The 24811-nt window shown below is 64.3% G+C and carries 22 protein-coding genes; 15 read left to right on the forward strand and 7 right to left on the reverse strand.

All coding sequences use genetic code 11. From position 1 onward, the window contains the following. Positions 1 to 31: 31 nt before the first annotated feature. The 14 genes from hpaD (at position 32) to C7H84_RS23005 (ending at position 13535) form a co-directional block, all read left to right on the forward strand. Positions 32 to 895, forward strand: coding sequence for a 3,4-dihydroxyphenylacetate 2,3-dioxygenase (gene hpaD, locus C7H84_RS22940; RefSeq protein ID WP_121860904.1), 864 nt, complete (start codon positions 32 to 34; stop codon positions 893 to 895). 16 nt (positions 896 to 911) lie between these two features. Beyond that, the gene (locus C7H84_RS22945; RefSeq protein ID WP_121860905.1) at positions 912 to 1313 is read left to right on the forward strand and encodes a 5-carboxymethyl-2-hydroxymuconate Delta-isomerase; all 402 of its coding nucleotides are present in this window, start codon (positions 912 to 914) and stop codon (positions 1311 to 1313) included. A 20-nt stretch (positions 1314 to 1333) separates the two neighbouring features. Then, a complete protein-coding gene (gene hpaH / locus C7H84_RS22950) occupies positions 1334 to 2137 on the forward strand; it encodes a 2-oxo-hept-4-ene-1,7-dioate hydratase (protein ID WP_121860906.1) in 804 nt (267 codons plus the stop codon). 19 nt (positions 2138 to 2156) lie between these two features. Next, positions 2157 to 2963, forward strand: coding sequence for a 4-hydroxy-2-oxoheptanedioate aldolase (gene hpaI, locus C7H84_RS22955; RefSeq protein ID WP_121860907.1), 807 nt, complete (start codon positions 2157 to 2159; stop codon positions 2961 to 2963). 147 nt (positions 2964 to 3110) lie between these two features. Further along, on the forward strand, positions 3111 to 3920 hold the full coding sequence (locus tag C7H84_RS22960) for a GntR family transcriptional regulator (protein ID WP_121860908.1): 810 nt from the start codon (positions 3111 to 3113) through the stop codon (positions 3918 to 3920). Between the two features lie 263 nt (positions 3921 to 4183). Beyond that, complete coding sequence (locus tag C7H84_RS22965) at positions 4184 to 4945, forward strand: cupin domain-containing protein (RefSeq protein ID WP_121860909.1); 762 nt, start codon at positions 4184 to 4186, stop codon at positions 4943 to 4945. Further along, positions 4945 to 5493, forward strand: coding sequence for a 2,4'-dihydroxyacetophenone dioxygenase family protein (locus C7H84_RS22970; RefSeq protein ID WP_121860910.1), 549 nt, complete (start codon positions 4945 to 4947; stop codon positions 5491 to 5493). Before C7H84_RS22965 ends, C7H84_RS22970 begins: the two co-directional genes overlap by 1 nt. A gap of 22 nt (positions 5494 to 5515) precedes the next feature. Next, positions 5516 to 6763, forward strand: coding sequence for a CoA transferase (locus C7H84_RS22975; RefSeq protein WP_121860911.1), 1248 nt, complete (start codon positions 5516 to 5518; stop codon positions 6761 to 6763). Next, positions 6760 to 7524 carry an enoyl-CoA hydratase-related protein gene (locus C7H84_RS22980; RefSeq protein ID WP_121860912.1) on the forward strand — a complete coding sequence of 255 codons (765 nt, stop codon included), beginning with the start codon at positions 6760 to 6762 and terminating at the stop codon, positions 7522 to 7524. The genes C7H84_RS22975 and C7H84_RS22980 overlap by 4 nt, the downstream gene beginning before the upstream one ends. Beyond that, positions 7509 to 9317, forward strand: a complete 1809-nt coding sequence (locus C7H84_RS22985) for an acyclic terpene utilization AtuA family protein (protein ID WP_121860913.1) — start codon at positions 7509 to 7511, stop codon at positions 9315 to 9317. The genes C7H84_RS22980 and C7H84_RS22985 overlap by 16 nt, the downstream gene beginning before the upstream one ends. Further along, a complete protein-coding gene (locus tag C7H84_RS22990; RefSeq protein WP_121860914.1) occupies positions 9314 to 10474 on the forward strand; it encodes an acyl-CoA dehydrogenase family protein in 1161 nt (386 codons plus the stop codon). The genes C7H84_RS22985 and C7H84_RS22990 overlap by 4 nt, the downstream gene beginning before the upstream one ends. Before the next feature lie 72 nt (positions 10475 to 10546). Then, positions 10547 to 11041, forward strand: coding sequence for a YbhB/YbcL family Raf kinase inhibitor-like protein (locus C7H84_RS22995; protein ID WP_205611452.1), 495 nt, complete (start codon positions 10547 to 10549; stop codon positions 11039 to 11041). A gap of 87 nt (positions 11042 to 11128) precedes the next feature. Then, positions 11129 to 12208: an SMP-30/gluconolactonase/LRE family protein gene (locus tag C7H84_RS23000; RefSeq protein WP_121860915.1), complete on the forward strand. Its 1080-nt coding sequence runs from the start codon at positions 11129 to 11131 to the stop codon at positions 12206 to 12208. A 193-nt stretch (positions 12209 to 12401) separates the two neighbouring features. After that, positions 12402 to 13535, forward strand: coding sequence for a porin (locus C7H84_RS23005; protein ID WP_121860916.1), 1134 nt, complete (start codon positions 12402 to 12404; stop codon positions 13533 to 13535). Positions 13536 to 13635: 100 nt separating this feature from the next. Here the strand turns inward: C7H84_RS23005 and C7H84_RS23010 are convergent, their stop codons facing one another. Next, positions 13636 to 14064, reverse strand: coding sequence for a TetR family transcriptional regulator (locus C7H84_RS23010; RefSeq protein ID WP_121860917.1), 429 nt, complete (start codon positions 14062 to 14064; stop codon positions 13636 to 13638). A gap of 179 nt (positions 14065 to 14243) precedes the next feature. On the opposite strand from C7H84_RS23010, the gene C7H84_RS23015 reads away from it, so the two are divergent. Continuing rightward, the gene (locus tag C7H84_RS23015; protein ID WP_121860918.1) at positions 14244 to 14999 is read left to right on the forward strand and encodes a TetR/AcrR family transcriptional regulator; all 756 of its coding nucleotides are present in this window, start codon (positions 14244 to 14246) and stop codon (positions 14997 to 14999) included. Between the two features lie 62 nt (positions 15000 to 15061). On the opposite strand, the gene C7H84_RS23020 is transcribed toward C7H84_RS23015, so the two are convergent. Genes C7H84_RS23020 through C7H84_RS23045 form a run of 6 tightly spaced genes read right to left on the reverse strand, consistent with a single transcriptional unit; the run spans position 15062 to position 24730 of the window. Beyond that, complete coding sequence (locus tag C7H84_RS23020; RefSeq protein ID WP_121860919.1) at positions 15062 to 15817, reverse strand: PqiC family protein; 756 nt, start codon at positions 15815 to 15817, stop codon at positions 15062 to 15064. After that, complete coding sequence (locus C7H84_RS23025; RefSeq protein WP_121860920.1) at positions 15814 to 17409, reverse strand: MlaD family protein; 1596 nt, start codon at positions 17407 to 17409, stop codon at positions 15814 to 15816. Before C7H84_RS23025 ends, C7H84_RS23020 begins: the two co-directional genes overlap by 4 nt. 51 nt (positions 17410 to 17460) lie before the next feature. Next, positions 17461 to 18882, reverse strand: coding sequence for a PqiA/YebS family transporter subunit (locus tag C7H84_RS23030; protein WP_276208411.1), 1422 nt, complete (start codon positions 18880 to 18882; stop codon positions 17461 to 17463). A gap of 51 nt (positions 18883 to 18933) precedes the next feature. Then, positions 18934 to 20397, reverse strand: coding sequence for an efflux transporter outer membrane subunit (locus C7H84_RS23035; RefSeq protein WP_121860922.1), 1464 nt, complete (start codon positions 20395 to 20397; stop codon positions 18934 to 18936). Between the two features lie 2 nt (positions 20398 to 20399). Further along, positions 20400 to 23573 carry an efflux RND transporter permease subunit gene (locus C7H84_RS23040; RefSeq protein ID WP_121860923.1) on the reverse strand — a complete coding sequence of 1058 codons (3174 nt, stop codon included), beginning with the start codon at positions 23571 to 23573 and terminating at the stop codon, positions 20400 to 20402. Next, positions 23570 to 24730 (reverse strand): efflux RND transporter periplasmic adaptor subunit, encoded by a 1161-nt coding sequence (locus C7H84_RS23045; protein WP_121860924.1) that lies wholly within the window; start codon positions 24728 to 24730, stop codon positions 23570 to 23572. The genes C7H84_RS23040 and C7H84_RS23045 overlap by 4 nt, the downstream gene beginning before the upstream one ends. Positions 24731 to 24811: the final 81 nt, after the last annotated feature.

Here is a 24811-nt window from a genome sequence, read left to right on the forward strand (position 1 = left end):
ACTGCGCGATCAGCAGACAAGGAGACACAAATTGGGAAAGCTCGCCCTCGCCGCGAAAGTCACGCACGTGCCGTCGCTGTATTTGTCGGAGCTCGACGGCCCGCACAAGGGCTGTCGCCAGGCCGCGATCGACGGTCATCATGAAATCGGTCGACGCTGCCGGGAACTCGGTGTCGACACGATCGTGGTGTTCGACGTTCACTGGCTCGTCAACAGCGAATATCACATCAACTGCGCGTCGAAGTTCGAAGGCATTTACACGAGCAATGAACTGCCGCACTTCATCAACAACATGAGCTACGCGTACCCGGGCAACACCGAGCTCGGGAATGTGATCGCAGAAGTTGCGAACGAGATGGGTGTGAAGACGCGGGCGCACAGCCAGACGTCGCTGGATCTCGAATACGGCACGCTGGTTCCGATGCGATACATGAACGCGGACCAGCACTTCAAGACCGTGTCGATCTCCGGCTGGTGCATGTGGCACGACCTGCCGACGAGCGCGCGTTTCGGCCTGGCGGTGCGCAAGGCAATCGAGGAGCGCTACGACGGCACCGTCGCGATTCTTGCAAGCGGCTCGCTCAGCCATCGCTTCGCAAGCAACGGCACGGCCGAACAGTTCATGCACAAGGTGTGGGATCCGTTCCTCGAGCAAACCGATCGGCACGTGGTGTCGCTGTGGGAGAAAGGCGACTGGAAAACGTTCTGCGGGATGCTGCCGCTCTACAACGAAAAGTGCTGGGGCGAGGGCGGCATGCACGACACGGCGATGCTGCTCGGCGCGCTCGGCTGGGATCGCTACGAAGGCAAGGCCGAGGTGATTACCCCGTATTTCGGCAGTTCCGGCACCGGCCAGATCAACGCGATCCTGCCGGTCACACCATTGCCCGTCTGATCATTGGGAGCAGAAGATGCCACACCTCACACTCGAATACAGCAACAACCTGGCGGACGAGGACAGCATCGCGCTGCTGTGCCGCAAGCTCGCGCAAAGTCTCGACGCGCAGCGCGACGGCGACCGACAGGTCTTCCCGCTAGGCGGGATCCGCGTCCGCGCGCTGCGCTGCGACGCATTCTGCATCGCGGACGACCGGATCGAGGGCGCCGCGTTCCTGCACGGGAACCTGAAGATCGCGGCCGGACGTTCCGAGGCTGTGAAGCGGGCAGCCGGCGATGCGCTGTTCGACATCATCAAGCAGCACTTCGCCGATACGTTCGACCGGCAGGGGCTGGCGTTGTCGCTGGAGATCAATGAATTCAGCGAGGCCGGCAGCTGGAAGCACAACAATCTTCATGCGCGTCTGAAGGCCTGAGCGCGAAGGGCAAGTTCATCATGTTGGATCAAGCGACAATCCGCGAACTCGCGGCGAAGCTCGAGCATGCGGAAAAGACGCGCACGCAATTGCGCCATTTCTCCGCGGCTTACCCCGAGATGACGATCGAGGACGGGTACGCGATCCAGCGCGAGTGGGTGAAGATGAAGCTCGACGCCGGGCACGTGATCAAGGGCCGCAAGATCGGCCTGACCTCGCGTGCGATGCAGCGTGCGTCGCAGATCACCGAGCCGGATTACGCGCCGCTGCTCGACAGCATGTTCATCGAAGGCGGTCAGGACATTCCGGCGGATCGATTCATCGCGCCGCGCGTCGAGGTGGAACTCGCGTTCATTCTCAGCAAGCCGCTGAAGGGTCCGAACGTGACGCTGTTCGACGTGCTGGACGCGACTGCCTACGTGACGCCCGCCGTCGAGATCATCGACGCGCGCATCGAGCAGTTCGATCGGGATACGAAGGCACCCCGCAAGGTGTTCGACACGATTTCCGACTTTGCGGCCAATGCCGGGGTCGTGATGGGCGGCCGACCGGTGCGTCCGATGGAAGTCGACCTCCGATGGGTCGGCGCGTTGCTGTACAAGAACGGTGCCGTGGAAGAGAGCGGTCTCGCGGCAGCGGTGCTCAACCACCCCGCGACGGGCGTGGCGTGGCTCGCGAACAAGATCGCACCGTACGACGAGAGCCTGAACGAAGGCGACGTGATTCTCAGCGGCTCGTTCACGAGCCCGATTCCGGCGCGCGCGGGCGATACGTTTCACGTCGACTACGGCCCGCTCGGCGGCATCGCGTTCAAGTTCGTCTAAGAGGCCATAAGGAGCCGGCATGGAGCGAGTCAGGAATTCATTCAAGCGAGCGCTGGCCGAAGGCACGCCGCAGTTCGGCCTGTGGGCCGCGCTCGCGGATCCGTACGTGGTGGAGTTGCTTGCGACGGCCGGCTTCGACTGGCTGCTGATCGACAACGAGCACGCGCCGAACGACGTGCGCAGCACGCTCGCGCAATTGCAAGCGGTAGCCGCGTACCCGACGCATCCGATCGTGCGCCCGGTCAAGAGCGATACGGCGCTGATCAAGCAGTTTCTCGATATCGGCGCGCAGACCTTGCTGCTGCCGATGATCGACACGGTCGAGCAAGCGCGCGAAGCGGTCGCGGCGACCCGCTACCCGCCTCACGGCGTGCGTGGTGTCGGCAGTGCGCTGGCGCGGGCATCGCGATGGAACCGGGTGCCGGATTACCTGGCTACCGCCAGCGACGAGCTGTGCGTGCTGGTGCAGGTCGAAACCGTCACGGGGCTCGCGAATCTCGACGCGATCGCGAAGGTCGACGGGGTCGATGGCGTGTTCTTCGGGCCGGCGGATCTGAGCGCTTCGATGGGTTTCCTCGGCAAGCCGGGCGAGGACTCGGTTCGCAACGCCATTCGCGACGGCATCCGGACGGTGCGCCAGGCCGGCAAGGCCGCGGGCGTACTCGCGCCGGACCGCGCGTTTGCAAACGAGTATCTGGAAGCCGGCGCGACCTTCGTTGCGGTCGGCACCGATACGGGATTGTTGAGCGCGGCGTCCGCGCGGCTCGCGGCGAGCTACAAGGGCGACGGTGCAGCGCGACCGGGCGCTGAACGGGGCGGGTACTGAAGATCGGGAAAGCCGCCGGGAGACCGGCGGTTTTTCGTTTCAGGACGTTGGTCGCATGGAGTTGTCGCGGCGTGCACCCGGACCGCGAGCGGACGGTCGCCCCATCACCGGCATATAATTCCAACATTGGTTGATTGGGATTATGCGATGACGGAAGAGCGACCCATTGGGGCCGGGCGGGTGGAATTGCCGGCTGAGCGCGGCGTTGCACAGTATCAGCGGCTGGCGTCCCTGCTGCGGCACCGGATAGCGAACGGCGAGTACCCGCTCGGCACGCAGCTGCCGCCGATCACGCAGCTTGCAGACGATCTCGGCGTCGCCGTCGTTACCGTTCGGCAAGCATACGAGCTGCTTTCCAAGGAAGGTTTGGTCCGCAGCCAACGGGGCGTCGGAACCCACGTTACCGCGCTTCCCGCCGGCACGGCCGACCTCGAGCAGGTAATCAACAACCCCTTCGCCGCGCCGCAGGCGCTCGTCTTCGAGATACTCGAAGTCCGGCACTGCACCAAGGTGCCGCAGGAGCTGCTCGGGCCCGATGACCGGGCGGTCGACGACTACGTGTGTGTTCGCAAGCTGCACTCGTATTCCGGCGAGCCATTCTGCTACACCGAAATCTATCTGCCCATTTCGGTATTCGAATCACTGCCCAAGGACACCGCCAGGAAGCGCAAACTGCTTGCCGCGGTGCTCGACCAACTGGGCGCGCGCTGCAAACGCTTGCGGCAACGCATGGCCGTGATGCCCGCGGATTTTCCGCTATGCGACATGCTGAAGATTCCGTTTGCGTCGCCCGTCGCGAAGATCTCGCGGCGCCTGGTCGACGGTAAAGGCAACGTGCTGTACGCCGGTGCCGCCTGGTATCGGGGCGACCGCTACGTCTCCGAGATCGACCTCCCGGCTTCCGCGCTGAAAACGGCGCCCGAAATCACCGAACCGCAGCGACGCACTGTCGGATAAGTCCGCGACCGTCGGGTAAGCCCGTACTTGACGTCATTTTGCGCGCACCTAAACTACTAACATTAGGCATTTAGGTTCAACTCTCCGAAGTTAAATCCTCGCTGGAGTTCGATGCGCATGCGGAACCTTCTCCTCCTCGCTGCCTCCTTGCTCGCATCGCAAGCAAGGTATGCGGCTCTATATCCGACCAACCCTGTCGCTTCCAGCTTCAGGGCCGCGCAGGCCACGGGCCCGGCGACGACGACCACCTGGTGCCAGCCCGAATGAAGCCTGTACCTACCGTGATCCGGGCGGCAGACCTTGCCGCCTACGCGCCGGCCAACCATACCGGCACCTCCAATGTGCGTGTGATTGGTCCCGAGACCGTCGGCGCGACGGCGCTCGAAGTGCTGGTCGGCACGATCGTGAAATCGCACGGTGCGCGGCCGCACGCGCATCCCAACCTGGAGCAATGCGCGTACATGATGGAGGGAACCGGCGAGTCCGGGGCCCAGGGGCGCGTGGAAGCGATGGAGCCCGGGACCTGGGCCTACGTACCGGCAGGCGTGTTCCATTCGTTTCGCGTGACCAGCGAGCAGCCCGGGCGTGTGCTGGTCGTCTATACGCCGCCCTATGGCGAGAATGCCGCGCACACGATCACGGAACCGGACGCCGCGCCCGGCACGAGCGGTCCCGGCAAGGTGCGCGTGCTTGCCGTCGGGGATGCTGCAACGGGCACCGTTCCGCTTATCGACCGGGAGACCGTTGGCGCGCGCTGGGTCGACATTGCCGCGCTGCGCATGAGCGCCGGCAGCGTATCGGTCTGCAGCACGGAGCCCGATGCCGAGCAGGTTCTCTACGTGGAGAGCGGGCGGATCGATGCGTGTGTCGACGGGCAGCCCTTCGGTCTCGCCCCGGGCGATTTCCTGTTTGTTCCGCGCGGGGCGGCCGCCTCCCTGCGCTCGTTGCAGCCTGCGTCCGGCTTCCTTGTCAAAGGGCGCGTTCCACCCACTGCCTTATCTTCACCCACCATCGGAGACAACTGATGAACGCACGGATTCTCTCGCAGCCCGCCACGTCCACCGGCGCCCCGCTGCCGCTGCCCGCTCTGCCGCAGGACAAGCTCCTGACCGTCAACATCGAGCAGATTCCGCTGATCAAGGATGTCTTCCCGGGCATCCACATCAGGCCGCTGCGCCTGGACCTGGAGCGCGGCGAATGGGTCATCATGGCCATCCTGGAACCCGGCTGCTCGCTGCCGATTCACTACCACACCGGTACGGCACAGGTGTGGACGATCCAGGGCCGCTGGATGTATCGCGAATACCCCGATCAGCCGCAAACGGCGGGCTCCTATCTGTACGAGCCTGGCGGCTCGGTGCATACCTTCTACACCCCGGCGGACAACACCGAGGACACCATCACCATTGCCTGGATCGAGGGCGCGCAAGTCAGTTTCAACGAGGACGGCACGTTCCATTCGCTCAATGATGCGGTCTCGATGCGGTACGCGATCGAAGCGCTCGCGGCGGCGCGCGACATCGGGCCGGTGCCCTACATCCGCGGCAATGGTGCCGACGTAGCCGGTAACTGACCGAAAGAGGAGCACGGGCCAGATGAAAAACGACTCCGACCGAGGCGGACCGCTCGCGGGCTTGCGCATTGTCGATATCACCGAAGTCGTCATGGGACCTTCGGCCACACAGATGCTGGCCGACCTTGGCGCCGATGTGATCAAGGTCGAGCCCCCCGGCGGCGACATGCTGCGCGCCACCGGTCCTGGCGGGCGCGCGGGCGCTGGCCCGCTGTTCCTCAACCTGAACCGCAACAAGCGCAGCATCGTGCTGGATCTGAAACACCCCGAAGGAAAGGAGGCGCTGCTGAAGCTGGCGCAGACGGCCGACGCGCTGGTCTACAACGTGCGGCCGCAGGCGATGAAGCGCCTCGGGCTCGACTACGACGTGCTGCGGCAGGTGAACCCGCGCCTGATTTATGTTGGCACGTTCGGTTTCAGCCAGCGCGGCCGCTATGCGGACATGCGCGCGTTCGACGACCTGATCCAGGCGGCCGTCGCCATCCCCGAAGCCAGCGTACGGGCCGGTTCGGACGTGCCGCGCTATGCCCCGCTCAATCTGTCGGACCGGGCGACGGGCCTGTACGCGTTCGGTGTGATCTGCGCGGCGCTGCTCGCGCGCGAACGCACCGGCCGCGGCCAGCCGGTCGACGTGCCGATGTTCGAAACGACCGCGCAGATGATGCTGGGCGACCATCTGTACGGCCACACGTTCGTCCCGCCGCGCGGCGGCTTCGGCTATCCGCGGCTGCTCAACCCTCAGCGCCGGCCGTACGCCACGCAGGACGGCCTCGTGTGCCTCGTCGTCTACACCGACGAGCAGTGGAAAGCGTTCATGCGCGTGATCGGCGAAGCCCAGCTATTCGAGAGCGACCCGCGGTTTGCCGATGGTGAAACGCGCACGCAGCACGTCGAGGCGTTGTACCAGATCCTCTCTGATGCGCTGAAAACGAAGACCACGCAGCAATGGCGCGAACTGCTGGAGCCGCTCGGTATTCCGGTATTGTCGGCACACACCTTCGAGTCGCTGCTCGACGATCCGCACCTGCAGGACATCGGGTTCTTTCAGCAACTCGAACATCCCACCGAGGGGGTGCTGCGAACCCTGGCGGTGCCCAGCGAATGGCCGCAAACACCACTGCCGCCGCTGCGGCCGCCGCCTTTGCTGGGCGAGCACAGCGCGCAAGTGCTGGCCGAAGCCGGCTACTCGCCCCAGCAGATCCGCGAGATGGTGCAGGCGGGTGTGACGCACGTGGCGGCGTGTAGCGAGTCAACGGGAGTCGCAGCATGAGCGAACTTGTGCACGTCAGCCGGCAGGATGGGCGGCTAATGCTCACCATTGACCGCCCGGAGCGCCGGAATGCACTCAACGCGGAAGTGATCGGCACCTTGCAGGATGCACTTGATCGCGCCCGATCGGACGAGACGATTCGCGCCGTGGTGCTCAGCGGCGCAGGCGACGACGCGTTCTGTGCCGGCGCCGACCTGGGCGGGGATGCGTTCGCGTTCGACTACGCGATGCCGAACAGCGCCTATGCCAACCTGCTGCGCACGGCCCGCACGCTGAACGTGCCGCTCGTCGCGCGCGTCAACGGCGCCTGCATGGCCGGCGGCATGGGGCTGCTCGCCATCTGCGATCTCGCGATCAGCACCCGGCATGCCACGTTCGGCTTGCCGGAGGCGAAGGTGGGCGTGTTCCCGATGCAGGTGCTTGCCGTGCTGCAGGCTCAGTTGCCGCAACGCTGCCTGGCGCAGCTGTGTCTGACGGGCGAGCCCATCGACGCGGCGCGGGCACGCGAGATCGGTCTGGTGAATGAGGTGGCCGACGACCTCGATGCTGCACTCGAGCGCCTGCTGGCGCGGCTGCTCGCCAACTCGCCCACCGCGCTGCGGCGCGGCATGTATGCGATGAAGGCGATGCGTTCGATGTCCTTCGAAGAGGCGATTGCGTTTGGCGAAGGGCAGCTCGGCCTGCTGGCACTCACCCGCGATGCGCGCGAGGGCGTGGCTGCATTCAAGGAAAAAAGGAAACCGCAATGGACGGGCAAATGACAATCTCGACGCCGGGCAAGGTCGTGCGCATCGGCGGCGCATCGGGCTTCTGGGGCGACAGCAGCCTCGGACCGGCGCAACTGGTGCGCCGCGGGGGCATCGATTACCTGGTGTTCGACTATCTCGCCGAGCTCACCATGTCGATCCTCGCCGGCGCGCGGGCGACGCGGCCGGAGGAGGGTTATGCCATCGACTTCGTCACGGTGGCGCTGCGCTCGGTGCTGAAGCAGGCGGTCGAGCAGGGCATTCGCATCGTCAGCAACGCGGGTGGCGTGAACCCGAAGGGCTGCGCGACAGCGGTGCAGGCGCTCGCCGACGAACTCGGCGTAGCGGTGCGCGTCGCGATCGTCGAAGGCGACGACGTACTTCCGCTCGCCGACGCGATGCGGGCGGCCGGTACGGTCGAAATGTCCAGCGGCGAACCCATGCCTGAGCGGCTGGTATCGGCCAATGCCTATCTCGGGGCACTGCCCGTCGCGCAGGCTCTGGCCGCGGGCGCCGACATCGTGATCACCGGGCGCTGTGTCGATAGCGCCGTCACGCTGGGCGTGCTGATGCATGAATTCGGCTGGGCGTCCGACGACTTCGACCGGCTCGCCGCCGGCAGTCTGGCCGGCCACATCATCGAATGCGGCTGCCAGGCGACGGGCGGCCTGCACACCGACTGGGCCAGCGTGCCGGACTGGGCGAACATCGGCTATCCGATCGTCGAGTGCCACGAAGACGGCAGTTTTGTCGTCACCAAGCCCGCGGACACCGGCGGCCTCGTCACGCCCGCGACCGTCGGGGAGCAACTGCTGTACGAGATCGGCGATCCGGCCAGTTATCTGCTTCCGGACGTGACTTGCGACTTTCGACAGGTGCGCACCGAACAGACCGGGCCACATCGCGTGCTCGTGACCGGCGCGCGCGGCCGGCCGCCGACCGCCACCTACAAGATCAGCGCCACTGCGTCGGCGGGCTTCAAGGTTTCAGGACAACTTACCATCGTCGGAATCGACGCCGCGGCCAAGGCGAGGCGCACGGGCGAGGCGCTGCTCGAGCGAGGCCGGCTGCTGCTGCGTGAGTGCGGGTTCACGGATTTCCTGCGCACCCATATCGAGTTGCTCGGCACGGAGTCGGCCTACGGGCCCCACGCGCGCCCGTTGCCGACACGCGAAGTCGTGTTGCGCGTGACGGCGACGCATGCCGACCGGCGTGCACTGCAGATGTTCAGCCGCGAGTTCGCCGCACCGGGCACATCCTGGTCACCCGGCACGACCGGTGGAGGTGGCCGTCCGTCGGTGTCGCCGGTGCTGCGGCAGTTCGCGTGGCTCATGCCGAAGGAGCAGGTGACGCCGACGGTCACGCTCGGCAACACGACATTCACCGTGCCGCTGCCGCCACCGCAACCGCAGGTCGCGCGAGAACCGCTGGCGCCTGTCGAAGGTTCGCTGCCTGCCGGCCCACGCCAGACCGTGCCGCTGTTGAGAATCGCGCTCGGACGCAGCGGCGACAAGGGCGACATTTCCAACATTGGTCTCATCGCGCGGCATCCGGCCCTGCTGCCGGTGCTGAGAGACCAGGTGACATCCGAGCGGGTCGCGACGTACCTCGGCCATCTGGTGCAGGGGCCGGTGCAACGTTACGAATTGCCCGGCATCCATGCCATCAATCTCGTCTGCGAGCGGGCATTGGGCGGCGGCGGGATGGCATCGATGCGCAATGACCCGCTCGGCAAGGGCATGGCGCAGATGCTCCTCGACATGCCGGTCGACGTTCCCACCGGCATGTTGCAGGAGTACCCCGCGTGAATTTCGATTTCTCCGACGACCAGCTTGCGATTCGCGACGCCGTCGACGCGCTTTGCGCCGACTTCGGCGCCGATTATTGGCTCCAGCGCGACCGCGATGGACGCTGGCCCAGCGAGTTCTGCGATGCCGTTGGCCGCGGCGGGTGGTTTGGCGTGACCATGCCACGGGAACACGGCGGCGCCGGCCTCGGCATCTCGGCGGCCGCTATGGTGATGCGCACGATCGGCAAGCTGGGGTCGGCGGCGGTGTCGTCGGTACACGTGAATCTGTTCGGCCCGCAGCCGGTGGTCGTGTTCGGCAGCGACGCGCAAAAGCGGCGCATGCTGCCGCCGCTGATCGACGGTTCGGATCGCGCCTGCTTCGGCGTGACGGAACCCAACATCGGTTCCGACACCACACGCGTCAGAACCTCAGCCCGCCGCGCGGGCGACCGCTACATCGTCCACGGCCAGAAAGTCTGGACTTCGACGGCCCAGCAAGCGAACAAGATACTGCTCGTGGCACGCACGACGCCGATCGAGGCATGCGCGCGGCCGATGGACGGCGTGACGCTGTTCTACACCGACATCGACCGTTCGCATCTGCGTATCTGCGAGATCGAGAAGATGGCGCGCAAGGCGGTGGACTCGAACGAACTGTTTATCGACGGGCTGGAAATCCCCGTCGAGGATCGCATCGGAGAGGAAGGCCAGGGTTTCAGGTACCTGCTGCACGGGCTGAACCCGGAGCGCATCCTCGTCGCGGCTGCCGCGCTGGGCGCCGCCGAGACAGCGTTGGCGCTGGCCACGGACTATGCCAGGGAACGCGTCGTGTTCGGCCACCCGATCGGCAAGAACCAGGCGATTCAGCATCCGCTGGCGGAATGCTGGATGCGCGTTCAATCGGCCGAACTGCTGATGTGGAAGGCGGCGGCGCTCTATGACGCCGACAAGCCCTGCGGTGTCGAGGCCACGGCGGCCAAGTACCTGGCGGCGGAGGCCAGTTTCGAGACGTCGTTGCGTGCGGTGCGCACGCACGGCGGCTACGGCTACGCGAAGGAGTACCACGTCGAGCGAGGCTTGCGCGAAAGCGTGCTGTCACTGCTCGCACCGGTGACGCAGGAGCTCGCGCTGTGCTACGTGGCCGAGCAGGCGCTCGGGCTGCCGAAGTCGTACTGAGATGGAAACATGTCAGTGAGATAAACGGTCAGGTATCGAAATTGCAAACCAGAGTCAATCAAAGGAAATGGCGTGAAGAACTTCACAGTAATATCGCCTGAATTCATGGATCTGGAACGGCTGCAACGGGTGCATGAGTTCAATGGCTTCGATGGCACCGGTCAGAACCAATCACCCGCCTTGAAATGGCACGGGGCGCCGGAAGAAACCAGGAGCTTCGCGCTGACGCTCTACGACCCTGACGCACCCACCGGCAGCGGCTTCTGGCACTGGATACTGTTCGATATCGATTCGTCCGTCACGCAGCTTGCCGCCGGTGCAGGCTCCACCGGCGCCTCTGACCACGGCGCCAGCGGCACGCAGGTCCCCAATGACTACGGCACCACCGGCTACGGCGGTCCCTGCCCACCCAAGGGCTTGCCTGCGCACCGCTATATCTTCACCGTGCATGCGCTGCGTGTGCCCAAGCTGGAATTGCCGCCCAATGTGCCCAACGCGGTGGTGCGCTTCCTGATCCACCAGAACACGCTCGCCACGGCCACCCTGACCGGCCTCTACAGCCGCTGACGTGCTCGCTTGAATGAGGCGGACACGATCGATTAATCCGACGCATTACCACTCCCCAACTTTGGAGACTGCAAGATGAGAACGGGCATGGTCAAAACGGTACTGATAGTGCTGGCGTTGTTGACGACGCCGCTCGCCACGAAGGCCTGGGAGCGCGGCAAGGTCGAGACATTTGCCACGTTGCCCGCTGGCGAGGCGCATCCCGAGGGGATCGCCCTGGACCATGACGGCAACGTCTACGTCGTGACGGTCGCGGCGAACAAGCCGGTGACGAGTGAGGGAACACTCATTGTGTTCGACCCACAGGGCGACCACCTTCGGACGGTTCGCATCAAGGGCTCAAGCAGGCTATTGCTCGATGTGGGTTTCAATCCGCAGACCGGCAAGTTGCTCGTCATCGATTATCAGTATGGGAAGGTTTTGAGCGTCGATCCCGATACGGGTGCCTCATCGGTATTCATGACGGTCACGGGCAAGAACCCCGGCCTTGACGGGATGACGTTCGATGCCGCCGGCAACGTGTACGTCACCGACTCCCACCAGGGGATCATCTGGAAAACTGGACCACGCGGCGGCGAAGGGTTGGCATGGGTAAAAAGCCCATTGCTCAGTCCGACAAGGCCCGCGCCGGACATCGGCGCGAACGGTCTGGCGTTCAACAAGGAGCAGACGGCGCTGTTCGTCGCCAACACATCGAACGACACGATCGTGAAAATACCGGTGACCGGCTCGACGCTTGAACCCGGCACGCCCGAGGTCTTCGTCAATCGCATCGGCGGCGGACCCGACGGCCTGATCATCGACGAGCACGACAACATCTGGATTGCATGCAACCAGTCCAACGAGATTGTCGTGCTCGAGCCGACACAGGGGCGAGTGATTGCAAAGCTTGGCGATTTCGGCGGAATCGATCGCAACGGGGCGCCCATCGGTTTCCTTTGGTCGAATAGCCTGGTCTTCCGCGGTGACGACGTGCTTGTCACCAACTTGTCTCTCGATTACGCCGCGGCGCTTTCGAGGCTTAGCGACGAGCTTGGCTTCGCGCATCCCGTGGCCGCGGATCTGCGGACAATCGATGGGCCATGGGCAGGCCAGGTGAAGGTCCACACGATCTCGAAAATCAAGAGGCGGATACCGCAAGGCCTGGACCTCACCGCACGGCAATAGGATTCTGCTGCTCCACTGCACTGCGTTCGACCGCCGGCGTGCACATCACCCGATCGAGCAGATGCAGCGCAAGACCGAGATGAATCGGCGAATGGTCGGTATGTGACGTCAATGCAAGCAGTGGGAATAAGGATCGCATCGAGATCCTCATTGCCGCTCGATATCCACCGTGAAAGGAAGAAAGGAGACGAACGTGCAATTTTCTACAAAGACCATTTGCGGGGCTACATTCCTGTTAGCGGCCGGGAGTGCAGCCGCAGAGTCGAGCGTCACACTGTACGGCGTGGTCGATACATTCGTGCAGTATCTTAATAACGGCGGTCGCACTTCGTACTCCGAAAGAAGTGGTGGTGAATCGGGTTCGCGCTTCGGGTTATTGGGCCGGGAGGATCTGGGCGGAGGGCTTCAGGCAAAGTTCGATATTGAAACGGGCTTCAACGTCAACAACGGGACGCTCTTTACCGATACGACAGCATTGTTCTACCGTCAGGGATGGGTCGGGCTCTCCGATAACAAATATGGTTCGCTGACGTTCGGACGACAGTATCAGCCCTCATTCAATACCGCCTATGGCGCCGATCCGTTTGCGCTCGACGAAGTCCTGTCGCCGCTTGTCGCGGCGGTCCTTGCCGTAGACAGGAATACCCTGTCGACACAATCGATCACCGGGCGCACGAGCAATGCCGTGCTCTATCAATCGCCGGACTTCGGTGGCGTGCGGCTGGCCGCGATGTACGCGTTCGCGGCGACGGTCACGCAACCCGTGCCAGCTTCGACGGGCAACCTCCTTGACGTGTCCGCGACTTACACCGGGTATGGGCTGTATGCGTCTGTCGCCTATCAATCGCAGCGTCCGGGAACGCAGGCGATCACCGTCGGGCCGTTTGCTTCGCTGAACCTGGTCGCCACCGAACACTTCACCGGTGCACTCGCATATCGCTTCGGGATTGCGAACATCCAGTTCCTCTATACGTACGCGCGACCGCACGACGCACCGGGCTCGGCGGCCGCACTCGCCGGCAGTGCGCATCCGGTAAGCATCGCGGGCATCGGCGTAACCATTCAGGCATCGCCGCAAGACGTTGTCGAGATCTCGGGAATCGAACGTAACGTGCGCGGCTCACACGACAATACGATTGGCATCCAGCTGGGTTACGACCATCTCCTTTCGAAACGGACAAGTTTGTACGTTCGGGCCGGCCATATGAAGAACAACGGGACCGCAACGACGAGTTGGGTCGGGATACGGGTTGCCACGCCGACGGGTGCGCCGGATTTTGGTGCGTCTCAGACACTCGTCGCGGTAGGCATCTCGCATCGCTTCTGATTTGGCTCTCGGCAGCCGCGCCATCATGGCGATACGCCAGGTGGCGTGATTCGCTTTCATGAAGTCGAACTCTTGTCGGGCAGCGTTGCGGCAGCGCCGTTCAATTCCCTCGATGCGCCACGCATGGCTCGCTTGCCTCGCCGTCCGAAACTGGAGTGGCGGGTGTCGCGTCGTCCAGGACTGAATCGAATCGCTTGCGAAACGCGGGGTCGCGCTTGGCGAGAAGGGTCGCCTCGACCCAGAGGGTAAAGCGATCGTCGCTCTGCAAGTAATCATGGAGTTTCAACAGCGCTGAGCGCAGGTTGCACGTCAGCTCGTTCTTCTTCCAGTGCAATGATTCGATCAACAAGTCGGATTTGTCGTAGAAGTTGCAATAGAACGCGCCGCGCGTGTAGCCCGCCGCTTCGGCGACATCGGCCACGCTGGTCGCCGGAAACCCCTTTTCGATGAAGAGCGCCCGAGCGGCTTCCACCATTTGCTCGCGCGTTTGCGCTCTTCGTTCCGCGTGCGTCAGCCTTTTGCGTTTCATTGGATGTCCATGAGAAGCCCAGTGTCCCGATGGGCGGATCGGAGCAGGCTGCCGGCTGACGCCTGAGCAAAGACGAGGCCAATTCCGCGATTGGAAATGATATTAAACTCAATAGTGAGTTGTTTGTCGATTGAGACGTTTGAATCTATACTGCGGTTCTGATCGAGATCGGAATCGTCATGTCGAAGACCACAAATCGCCCGATAAAAAAGCCCGCTGCCGCGCAAACGCCTGCCGTCACTTTGGAGGCCGCCGACGCGCGAGAGCCGCGCGGCGCCCGCCGCAAGAGGGAGACGCGGGCCCGCTTGCTCGAGGCAGCGCTCAAGCTCATGGCCGTAAAAGGCATGGAAGGCGTGGCCATCAACGAAATCACCGAGGCGGCCGACGTCGGCTTCGGCTCGTTCTACAACCACTTCGAGTCCAAGGAGGCGATTTACGCGACGCTGGTCGAGTCCGTGTTCGATGAGTTCGCCGACTGGCTCGATCGTCTCACGACAGGCTTGTCCGACCCGGCCGAGGTGATCGCCGTCTCCGTGCGCTATACCTTGTTGCGTGCGCATCGCGAGCCGCTTTGGGGCCAATTCCTGGTACGGGAGGGCTTTTCGCCGCGCATGCTTACCCGCGGACTGGGTCAGCGTTTGTTGCGGGATGTGCAACGGGGCGTCGACGCAAAGCGTTTCGCCGTCGCCGATCCATTCGTCGCGTTCTTGTCCGTGGGCGGCACCGTGCTGGCCGCGGTGACAGCCGAACTCGGCGTCGCCGCGCCGGAGGCGCCGAATGCCGACGCGTTGAACGCGTTCAATCTCACCAGCGAGCATCTCGCCGAGCGCGTGGCCGCCGTTCTGCTGCAAAGCCTGGGCCTCAAACGGGCGGAAGCCGAAAAGGTTGCGACGCGTCCGTTGCCGATCGTGGAACCCGCTGTCGAAGCCGACTGAAAGCCATGACGGCATACCGCTCGGCTGACCGTCGGCAACGCGGGTAGCCAAGCGGTATTCGCTCATTGCGCGAACCCCGAACGGGCTGCATACGATCCCGAATTCGATGTGGCGTCGTTTGCGATGTGGGTCGCCGCGGACGGACACTGCACCGTCCGCGCCGAATTCGCTGAACGGCTCGTCGTCGTCATGAGCGGGCCGCCCGCGCCGGCGTCGAGGGCGCGAACGGTCGCCGCCAGTTGTCCCGCGATGGTTGTCAGCGCGCGGCGATGACCGTCCGCCAGCGCATCGTAACCGGCGGCTACAGGCTCGAACACCGTGCTGCGGCACGTCAGCTTTTCACCGGCCGCTCCCGGCGAGCGAATACTCCAGATCGCATCGACGACCACCCGCGCACCGGGCCACGACTCGAAACGCTGCATGTCGACGGCAACGCGATAGACGTGCGCATCGCCTTTCTGCATCGGACGGGGCGCGTTGAAGTCGCTCAACTGTTGTGTCGCTGCGATCGACAGGGCCATGCGTATTTCATCGCTCAATGGCGACGCCCAGCGTTCGTTTTCGAGCACTTCGACCTGCGTGTCGCTGCGCCTGACGACGAGCTGATTGCGCGCCACCTGGTCAGGCACTCTGACCGACTGAATGTCGATCAACGCAGCGGGACCGGAAACGCTCGAAGCGGCCCCGGCTCGCGCATCCGGCGCCAGCGTATAGAACCGGCTCGGCGGCGACGACGCACAGGCGGACAGCGCGATCGCACTCGCCGCTGCCAATACTCGAATGACGGCGGCGCGTCGTTGAAATACGTTGAACATCATTGACGATCCCCTTTCTTGCCGAACAGGAGCGCCTCGGGATGGCGATCCAGATAGTCCGCGAGCCCGTTCAGCGACTGCAACGTGCGGGTCAATTCCTGCATCGCCCCGTGAACGTCCGCTTGCATCGGCGAATCCTGTCCAAGGGTCGCTTGTGCGGCGTCGAACGTCTTCTGCGCGGATGCCAGCGTGGATCGCGCTTGCGGCACGACTTCCGTGTTGAGCTGACCGAACAGGCGGTTCGCGCTTTCGAGTGTGCCGTTCAGATTCGTGCCGATCTTGTCGAACGGAACCTGATTGAGCTTCTTGGCGATTTCGGCAATCTGCACTTGCAGTTCATCGAGCGTATTCGGCACGGTGGGCAGCTCGATCGGCGTGTTGCGCAGATTGACCGTTGCGTGCGCTGCATGCGGGAACATGTCGAGTGCCACATAAAGCTGGCCAGTGAGCAGGTTGCCGGTTCGCAATTGGCCGCGCAGCCCCTGCATGACGAGGTGTTGCAGCATGTCGTGACCGCCCTGGCTATTCGGCGCGGGCAGCGACGTGTTCGAACGGCGGCTGAGCCGGTCGGGGTAGAGCGCCATGGTCACTTCCATGCTGAAATTCTCGGCCTTCTCGTCGTACTCGAGACCGATCTTCGTTACTTGACCGAGCGTGATGCCGCGCAGATCCACCGGCGCGCCGACCGACAGTCCGCGCAGCGACTGGTTGAAACGCATGGCGACATAGAGCGGTGCGCCGTCCGGCTCTCGCATGGCGTCGGTTTCGTCCGACGCGAGCCTGAACGTCGCGCCGTCGGCGGCTTGCGGGCTCGCATCTTGTCCCGGCGGCGCTTCGAAGGCCAGCCCGCCCATGATGACGGTAGCAAGCGATTGGGTGTTGAGCTTGAGCCCGCCGGAGTCGAGACGCAGATCCACGCCGCTCGCGTGCCACCAGCGCGTGTCGGTCCCCACGTACTTGTCGTACGGCGCCTTGACGAACACGTTGACGATCACGCCCGATCCCTTGGGGTCGAGCGAAAAACCGACGACCTGGCCGACTTGAATCCTGCGGTAGAAGATGGGTGCACCGATATCGAGCGAGCCGAGCGAATCTCCTCGCAGCGTGTATTGATGCCCCTGCTGGTCGGCGGTCACGATCGGGGGATTCTCGAGACCGGTGAAGGCTGTCTTGCGCACGGTCGAGCGGCCGATATCGGCGCCGATATACGCGCCGGACAGCAACGTGCCAAGGCCGGATATGCCGCTCGCGCCGACGCGCGGGCGCACCACCCAGAATCGCGATCCGTCGGTGGCGAACTTTCCGGCTTCCTTGTCGAGCTGGACCTTGACGCGGACATGCCGAAGATCGTCCGACAGCGCGATAGTGCGCACGGTGCCGATCTCGACATCCTTGTATTTGACCTTCGTTTTGCCGGCCTCCAACCCTTCGGCGTTATTGAAGATCACGGTGATGGTCGGCCCTTCATCGGTGATGGATTTCGCGAGTAGAGCAATACCGATCAGCGCCGAGATCAAGGGAATCAGCCATACCAGAGAAGGAAGCCAGCGGCTGCGAGGCTTGATCTCCGGATGCGGTAAGTCAGGGATTTGCATCGCAGAAAGGAATCGAATGAAGGGTTGTGGAAGCCGGACGGTACGCGGCGATTACGATCGTGCGGAAGAACGTGCCGGCCGGTGCCGGACGTTGTCCCAGATCAGGCGCGGATCGAACTCGTTCGCCGCGAGCATGGTCAGCACCACGACCGAACCGAAGGCCAATGCTCCCGGGCCCGCGGTGATCTGCGCCAGCGATCCGAAATGCACGAGTGCCACGGTGAGCGACACGACGAATACGTCGAGCATCGACCAGCGCCCGACGCGCTCCACCATGCGGTAGAGCCTGGCGCGCTCGAGCGGCTGCCAATCGGAGCCGCGCCAGGCGGTGACGGTTTGCAGCGTGAGAATGGCGAGCTTGAGCATCGGCACCATGACGCTGGCGACGAACACGACGACCGCGAGCGGCCAATCGCCCGAGCGCCAGAAGTAAGCGATGCCGCCAAGAATCGTGTCGTCCTCGGCGCGTCCAAGCGACGAGGTATGCATGATCGGCAGCAGATTCGCCGGGATATAAAGCAACGCAGCGGCAAGCAGCAGCCCGAAAGTCCGCGTGATGCTTGCGGGGCGCCGCTCGTGCAGCGGCGAGCGGCACCGGACGCAGTGTGAATCGACTACTTGCGCGCTGCGCGAGTGAACGAGACCGCAGCAGTGACAGGCGATGAACCCGGCGTGCCTGGCGGTGACGGGGGCCGGTGCCGACTCGACAGCCGACTCGACAGCCGATTCAACGGCCGGCGCAGCATCTCCATGCATGTCACGCTGCTTGTTGCGTCGCCGCGCCGGCGCGGCGGGAGCGCCACCCCGATTCATGACCTCGTCGCGAATCTCCCATAGCATGCAGGGGTCGAAAGCGGCGATCACGCAAAACATCAGCGTCAACGCGCCGAACGCGAACAGCGATGTTCCCGGGATGACTCGCGCGAGACTCACCATCTTCACGATCGTAATCAGCACCCCGAGCATGAAAACCTCGGTCATGCCCCACGGACGCACGAATTGAACGACGCGCAGGACAGCGTCGAAAGCGCGCGGCACACGGCCCGTACGCAGAGGCAGCAACAGATAGAGCAGGGCGACGAGTTCGAACGACGGGAACAACATCGTTGTGCTAAATACCATAGCTGAAACGATATGCATCTGGCCTTTCCATAGCGCCTCGACGGCTTCAAACAGCGTGGCGTGCGACGTCAGGCCATTGGATTCCAGCGCGAGTACCGGGAACGCCTGCGCGATCAAGAACGTGATCAGTGCGGCGACCGTGACTGCACAAGCCTTCTCGAGCGTCAGGCCGGCGTGACGCACCCCTTTCATGCTTGCGCCGCAAGAAGAGCAGTGCGCAACCAGACCGCGCAGACGCGGCGGTTTGCGAAAGAGCGAGTCGCACTCGTGACAGGCAATCAGATCTCGATGTTCCATATGGAAGAAAACAGAACGGACGAACTTGGACGACCGATCGTGGCGGGGCGGCACGCTTCTCGCGTGCCGGCCCGCCCGATCGCAAATGCACCGAACGAGCGCGACTCAATCGCGCGACGCCGACTTCCCTGGCTCGGGCGGCAATTCGCCCATCGCTTGAAACAGTGCGGCGGTATCGCCGAGCCGCTGGCTCTGCGCGCGGACCGCGTCGAGCTGTGCCGTCAGGAACTGCTGTTCGCTCGCTTGAGCCGCCGATACCGGCAAGGACCCGAGTCGATAACGCGACGTCGTTTCGTCGAACAGTTCATGCGCCGAGCGCGCCTCGATTTCGGTCGATGCGAGCGTCTGCGCGTCGTTGTCGAGCGCGGCGAGCGAATCGGCGACATTCTCGAACGCGGACAGGACCGTCGACTTGTAGTGCAGCACCGCTGCCTCATACGTCTCCTTCGTCGCACGCCGATGCGCGAGCAACGCGCCGCCATGGAAGATCGGTTGCGCAGCGCTTGCACCGATCGCCCAGATGCCGCCGGCGCCGGTGAACAGGGCCGGCCAACTGAAGCCGGCGCGGCCCATCGAGGCCGTCAGCGACAGGCTCGGGAAAAGCTGCGCCGTCGCTTGGCCGACATCGGCCGCGGCCGCTTGTAAAGCGGCTTCGGCGGCCTGAATATCCGGACGCGAGCGCAGCAACTGCGCCGGCACGGCGACCGGTACGTGCTCGGGCAGCGCAAGGCTGTCCAGATCGGGGACGACAGGCGCCGCATCCGGCGTTCGACCCAACAGCACTGCCAGCGCGTGGACGGTGCTCGCGCGCTGCTGTCGCAGCGGCGGCAGGGTCGCGGCGAGTGCGCCGGCCTGCCGCGCGGAGGCCAGTGCCTGCGCATGCGAGATCGAGCCGAGCGCTTGACGCTGCGCATCGTCGCGCGACGTATCTCCGGCGAGCGTCACGAGACGTTCGGTGAGCGCGATCTGACGATCGAGCGCCGCGACATGGATGGCGGCGCCGACGATATTCGCGGCGAGCGCGCGGCGCGCCGCCTCCAGTTCATACGCCTGCACGTCGACGCGCGCCGCGCTGGCCTTGTTCCCGTAGCGAGTGGCGCCGAACAGATCGAAGTTGTACTGCGCCTGCAACTGACCGACGAAGACGTTGTAGCGTTCGGTGCTTGGACCGATGCCGGGGACGACGGGCGAACGCGTACGCTCGACCTGCGCGCCAGCGTCGACCGACGGCAACGTCGACGCACCGATCTGGGCCCGCAGTTCCTGCTGCGCGGCATTGAGCGAGCGCTGCGTGGCGGCGAGCGTCGGGTTGTTGCGCAGCCCTTCCTCGACGAGCGCATCGAGTGCGTCGGAGCGGTACAGCTTCCACCATTGCGGGCCTGGCGTTGCGCCGACATCGAAATGCTGCGCTGTACCGCCTGCCGCGACGGTCTGCTGAGGTTGCGACTGCGCCCCATAATGCGCGGGCGACGGCATCGCGGGCGGCGTACCGCTCGGGCCCAACGAACAGGCGCTCGTTGCAAGTGCCGCGAACACGGCGATAACGGATGTCTTGATGGCAAGTTGCATGATCAGATCTCCGCGTGTTCGACGACGGGCTGCTGCAGTGCGCGCTCGTCGCGCCGAACACGGAAGGAAGTCGCATAAAGGGCCGGCAGGAAGAACAGCGTGAGTACGGTCGCAATCGTGATGCCGCCCATGAGCGAGGTCGCCATCGGGCCGAAGAAGCCCGAACGAAGGAGCGGAATCAACGCCAGCACCGCGGCGGCGGCCGTGAGCATGATCGGACGGAAGCGCCTGACGGTCGCGCCGACGATGGCATCGAAACGCGGCTGGCCGGCCGCGATGTCCTGCTCGATCTGATCGACGAGGATCACCGAATTGCGCATGATGATGCCGAACATCGCGATCACGCCGAGCATGGCGACGAACCCGAACGGTTCGCCGAGCAGCAGCAGCGCACCGACGACGCCGATCAAGCCGAGCGGTGCGGTCAGCACGACGATGAACGTGCGCGAGAAGCTCTGCAGCTGGATCATGAGCAGGGTCAGCACCGCGATGATGAGGATCGGCATTTCGGCATTGATCGACGTCTGGCCCTTCATGCTTTCCTCGACCGAGCCGCCCACCACGATCCGATAGCCGATCGGCAGTTGCGCGCGAAGCTCGCTCAGTTGCCGGTCGACGTCGTGCGTGACGTCGATACCTTGCGCGTCGCCGCGAATGTCGGCTTGCACCTTGATGGTCGGCTGCCGATCGCGTTCCCAGATCACGCCGTATTCGAGCGCCGTGCGCACATGGCCGAGCGTGCCGAGCGGCACGGGGCCGCTGGGTGTCGGAACGGCGAGGCTCGCGAGTTGCGACGGATCGACGCGCTCGCTCTTGGGTGCGCGCAGATCGACGTCGATCAGCTTGTCGCGCTCGCGGTACTGCGTGACCGTGTAGCCGGAAAGCGTCATCGCGAGGAAGTTCGACACGTCCTGCGAGGTCACACCGAGTTGACGAGCGCGGTTCTGGTCGATCTGGAACGACAGCGAGCGCTCTTGAGGCTCATCCCAGTCGAACTGCACATTGCGCGTGCGTGCGTCGGCCCGCACCTTGTCCGCCACCTTTTGTGCGATATCGTGCACCGTCGCGATGTTGTCGCCGCTCACGCGGAATTGAATCGGATAGCCGACGGGCGGCCCGTTCTCGAGTCGCGCCACACGCGTTCGTACGCCGGGGAATTGCTTCTCGAGCGTGGCGTCGAGCCATTTCATGAGCTTTTCGCGTTCCTCGACGTCCTTTGCCGTGATGACGAATTGCGCGAAGTTCGGCTGCTGCAACTGCTGGTCGAGCGGCAGATAGAAGCGGGGCGCGCCGGTGCCGACGAAGTCGACGACGCGATCGATTTCGCGGCGGCCGTGCAGGGTCTGCTCGAGGCGCTGCGCTTCACGCAGCGTCGCGGCGAATGAAGCGCCTTCGGGCAGGCGCATGTCGACCAGCAACTCGGGGCGCTCGGAGTTCGGGAAGAACTGCTTCGGCACGCGAGTGAAGGCCGCCATGGCGACGGCGAATGCGATCGCCGTTGCGCCCAGCACCAGCCAACGGTGCTCGATGCACCAGGCCACCCAGCCGCCCATGCGGCGATAGAAACCCGTGTTGTAGATATCGTCGCCGTGGCCGTGGCCACCGTGCTCGCCGGCCTTGCGTTCCGGCAGCAGGTGATAACCGAGCAGCGGAACGAGCACGACGGCGGCGAACCACGAAACGATGAGCGCGATCGCCGACACTTCGAAGATCGAGCGCGTGTATTCACCGGTGCTCGACTTGGCGAGCGCGATCGGCAGGAAGCCCGATACGGTGACGAGCGTACCCGTCAACATCGGAAAGGCCGTGCTCGTATACGCGAAGGCCGCCGAGCGCGTGCGGCTCCAGCCTTGCTCGAGTTTCACGGCCATCATCTCGACGGCGATGATGGCGTCGTCCACGAGCAACCCCAGCGCGAGCACGAGGGTGCCGAGCGAGACCTTGTTCAGGCCGATGCCGAACAGATACATGCACAGCGACGTCACGGCGAGCACGATCGGGATCGAGATCACGACGACCATGCCGGTGCGCAGGCCCAGCGAGACGAGGCTGACCACCAGCACGATCGCGACGGCCTCGGCCACGGCCTCGACGAAATCGTCGACCGAATGCTTGACGGTGTCGGGCATGCTCGAGATCTGGACGAGCTTGAGCCCCGCGGGCAGGCGTGCCTGCAATTCGGCGCGCTCGCTGTCGAGCGCCTTGCCCAGGCGGATCACGTCGCCGCCGGTCTGCATCGTGACGCCGATCCCGAGCACGGCATGGCCGTTCGTGCGCATCTGCGTGACGGGCGGATCGTCATAGCCGCGGTGGATCTTTGCGACGTCGCCGAGGCGGAACGTACGGTGATTCACCGAAATCAGCATGTCTTCGAGCGCATGCACGTCCTTGAACGCACCGCTGGCGCGCACGAATACGCGGTCGTCGGACGTGGTGAACGTGCCGACCGGCGCCACGGCGTTCTGCGCATCGATGGCGTGAGCGAGTTCCGCGGGCGTGATCGCGAGCTTCGTCAACTGCGTGTTCGAAATTTCGATGAAGATGTGCTGGCCGGGGTCGCCAAAGTAATCGACCTTCGCGACGCCCGGCACGCGCAGGAGCACCGTGCGCAACTGGTCCGCATAGTCGTGCAGCTGCGCGGCCGAAAAGCCGTCGCCTTCAAGCGCATAGATGTTCGTATAGACGTCGCCGAACTCGTCGTTGAAGAACGGGCCGACGATGCCTTGCGGCAGCGTTGCGCGGATGTCGCCGACCTTCTTGCGCACCTGATACCAGGTTTCAGGCACTTCCTTGACGGGTGCCGAGTCCTTCATCGCAAAGAAGATCATCGACTCGCCGGGGCGCGAATAGCTCTTGATGTTGTCGACGTAGGGCGCGGCCTGAAGCTGGCGCGCGATGCGATCGGTGACCTGCTCCTGCACTTCACGTGCGCTCGCGCCCGGCCAGTACGTCTGAATGACCATCGTCCGGAACGTGAACGGCGGATCTTCGGATTGCGAAAGATGGGTGTAGCCGATGACGCCGAACAGCGTCATCAGACCGATCAGGTAAATGACGAGCTGCTGATGACTCAGCGCCCATTCGGAAAGATTGAAGCCGCCTTTGCCTTTGCTTTCGGCCTGCGGAGCGGCGGCGGGCGTCGTGTCGCCGGCCTTTTCGTGATCGACGATGCTCATGATGCGAAGTCCTCGGGATGCAACGGGGCGACGACTTGCACATGCTCGCCGGCGCTCACGGTATGGACACCCTGCACGACGACGCGGTCACCGTCGTGCAGGCCGGTGGCGACTTCAACCATTCGCTCGCCGTAGTTCGTGACGGTGACGGGACGCAGCACGAGCTTGTCGGTGCCCGGTTGAACGACCCAGACGGCGGGCTTGTCGCCATCGTGAAAGAGCGCCGTGGCCGGCAGCGCGAAGGGGGAAGCGCCGTTGTTCGCGTGGGCGATATCGAATTGCACCTGAGCCGTCATGCCGAGCCGGACCTCGGGAGTCGGCGCAATGAGCGTCAGCTTGACGCGCCAGGTGCGGCTTTGCTGATCGGCGGTTGGCGCGACCTCGCGCACGCGTGCTTCGAAGGTCTTGCCGGGCACAGCCGACAGCGTGACCTTCGCCGACTTGCCGACGGTGAGCGAATTCAGTGCGCTCTCGGGGGCGTCGCATGCGATATCGATATCGCCGCTCCAGTCGAGGTGATAGACGGCCTGCCCTTGCTCGACGTTCTGGCCCGTATCGGCGTCCTCGGACTTGATCACGCCGTCGTGGTCCGCGACCAAAGTCGTATAGCGCAGGTGGTCTTCGGCCAGGCCCATCTGAGCCAACGCCGAATCGCGCTGCGCGAGCGCCGTTGCATAGGCGTTCTGCGTTTGCTCCAGCTGCGCCGGGGCAATCAGGTTGGCCTGCGCCTGCGCTTGGTCCCGAGCGAGTTGCTGCTTCTGATAGGCGAGCTGGTGCGTTGCCGCATCGAGCTGAGCGCGTGCGTTCGCCACATTGTTGCGCAGGTCGGTGGGGTCGAGCAGCGCGAGCACTTGCCCGGCTTTCACCGTATCGCCCAGGTGGACGCGGCGCTCGGCAATCTTGCCGCCGACGCGAAACGAAAGCGTCGTCGCGTAGCGCGCGTCGACCTGGGCCGGCAATGAGGTGGCGTCCGGCGCACCGTCGGCATGCACGGCGAGCGCGACGACGGGCTTCACCTCGGGCGCGACCGGTTCGCGCGAATGACAAGCCGCGAGCAGGACCGCGCCGCAAACGACGAGACAAAGGCCGGCCCGACGGGGCAGCGCAGTGGAAGACGGGCGCGAGGACGGCCGCGTTTCAAGACCTGGGAGTTTCACGATGTTTCCAAAGCAAGGGTTAGCAACAGGAAAGGCGACCAGTCTTTCGTCAGGGTTTTTACCGATAAGCACCGATCGATG

Origin of the sequence: Burkholderia sp. Nafp2/4-1b (assembly GCF_003635165.1) — a bacterium.
In the GTDB taxonomy this organism is placed as follows: Bacteria; Pseudomonadota; Gammaproteobacteria; order Burkholderiales; family Burkholderiaceae; genus Burkholderia.

Coding starts and splice junctions, on each gene's coding strand:
- C7H84_RS22945 (WP_121860905.1), top strand. CDS start 912: ATGCCACACCTCACACTCGAATACAGCAACAACCTGGCGGACGAGGAC.
- hpaH (WP_121860906.1), top strand. CDS start 1,334: ATGTTGGATCAAGCGACAATCCGCGAACTCGCGGCGAAGCTCGAGCAT.
- hpaI (WP_121860907.1), top strand. CDS start 2,157: ATGGAGCGAGTCAGGAATTCATTCAAGCGAGCGCTGGCCGAAGGCACG.
- C7H84_RS22960 (WP_121860908.1), top strand. CDS start 3,111: ATGACGGAAGAGCGACCCATTGGGGCCGGGCGGGTGGAATTGCCGGCT.
- C7H84_RS22965 (WP_121860909.1), top strand. CDS start 4,184: ATGAAGCCTGTACCTACCGTGATCCGGGCGGCAGACCTTGCCGCCTAC.
- C7H84_RS22970 (WP_121860910.1), top strand. CDS start 4,945: ATGAACGCACGGATTCTCTCGCAGCCCGCCACGTCCACCGGCGCCCCG.
- C7H84_RS22975 (WP_121860911.1), top strand. CDS start 5,516: ATGAAAAACGACTCCGACCGAGGCGGACCGCTCGCGGGCTTGCGCATT.
- C7H84_RS22980 (WP_121860912.1), top strand. CDS start 6,760: ATGAGCGAACTTGTGCACGTCAGCCGGCAGGATGGGCGGCTAATGCTC.
- C7H84_RS22985 (WP_121860913.1), top strand. CDS start 7,509: ATGGACGGGCAAATGACAATCTCGACGCCGGGCAAGGTCGTGCGCATC.
- C7H84_RS23000 (WP_121860915.1), top strand. CDS start 11,129: ATGGTCAAAACGGTACTGATAGTGCTGGCGTTGTTGACGACGCCGCTC.
- C7H84_RS23010 (WP_121860917.1), bottom strand. CDS start 14,064: ATGAAACGCAAAAGGCTGACGCACGCGGAACGAAGAGCGCAAACGCGC.
- C7H84_RS23015 (WP_121860918.1), top strand. CDS start 14,244: ATGTCGAAGACCACAAATCGCCCGATAAAAAAGCCCGCTGCCGCGCAA.
- C7H84_RS23020 (WP_121860919.1), bottom strand. CDS start 15,817: ATGATGTTCAACGTATTTCAACGACGCGCCGCCGTCATTCGAGTATTG.
- C7H84_RS23025 (WP_121860920.1), bottom strand. CDS start 17,409: ATGCAAATCCCTGACTTACCGCATCCGGAGATCAAGCCTCGCAGCCGC.
- C7H84_RS23035 (WP_121860922.1), bottom strand. CDS start 20,397: ATGCAACTTGCCATCAAGACATCCGTTATCGCCGTGTTCGCGGCACTT.
- C7H84_RS23040 (WP_121860923.1), bottom strand. CDS start 23,573: ATGAGCATCGTCGATCACGAAAAGGCCGGCGACACGACGCCCGCCGCC.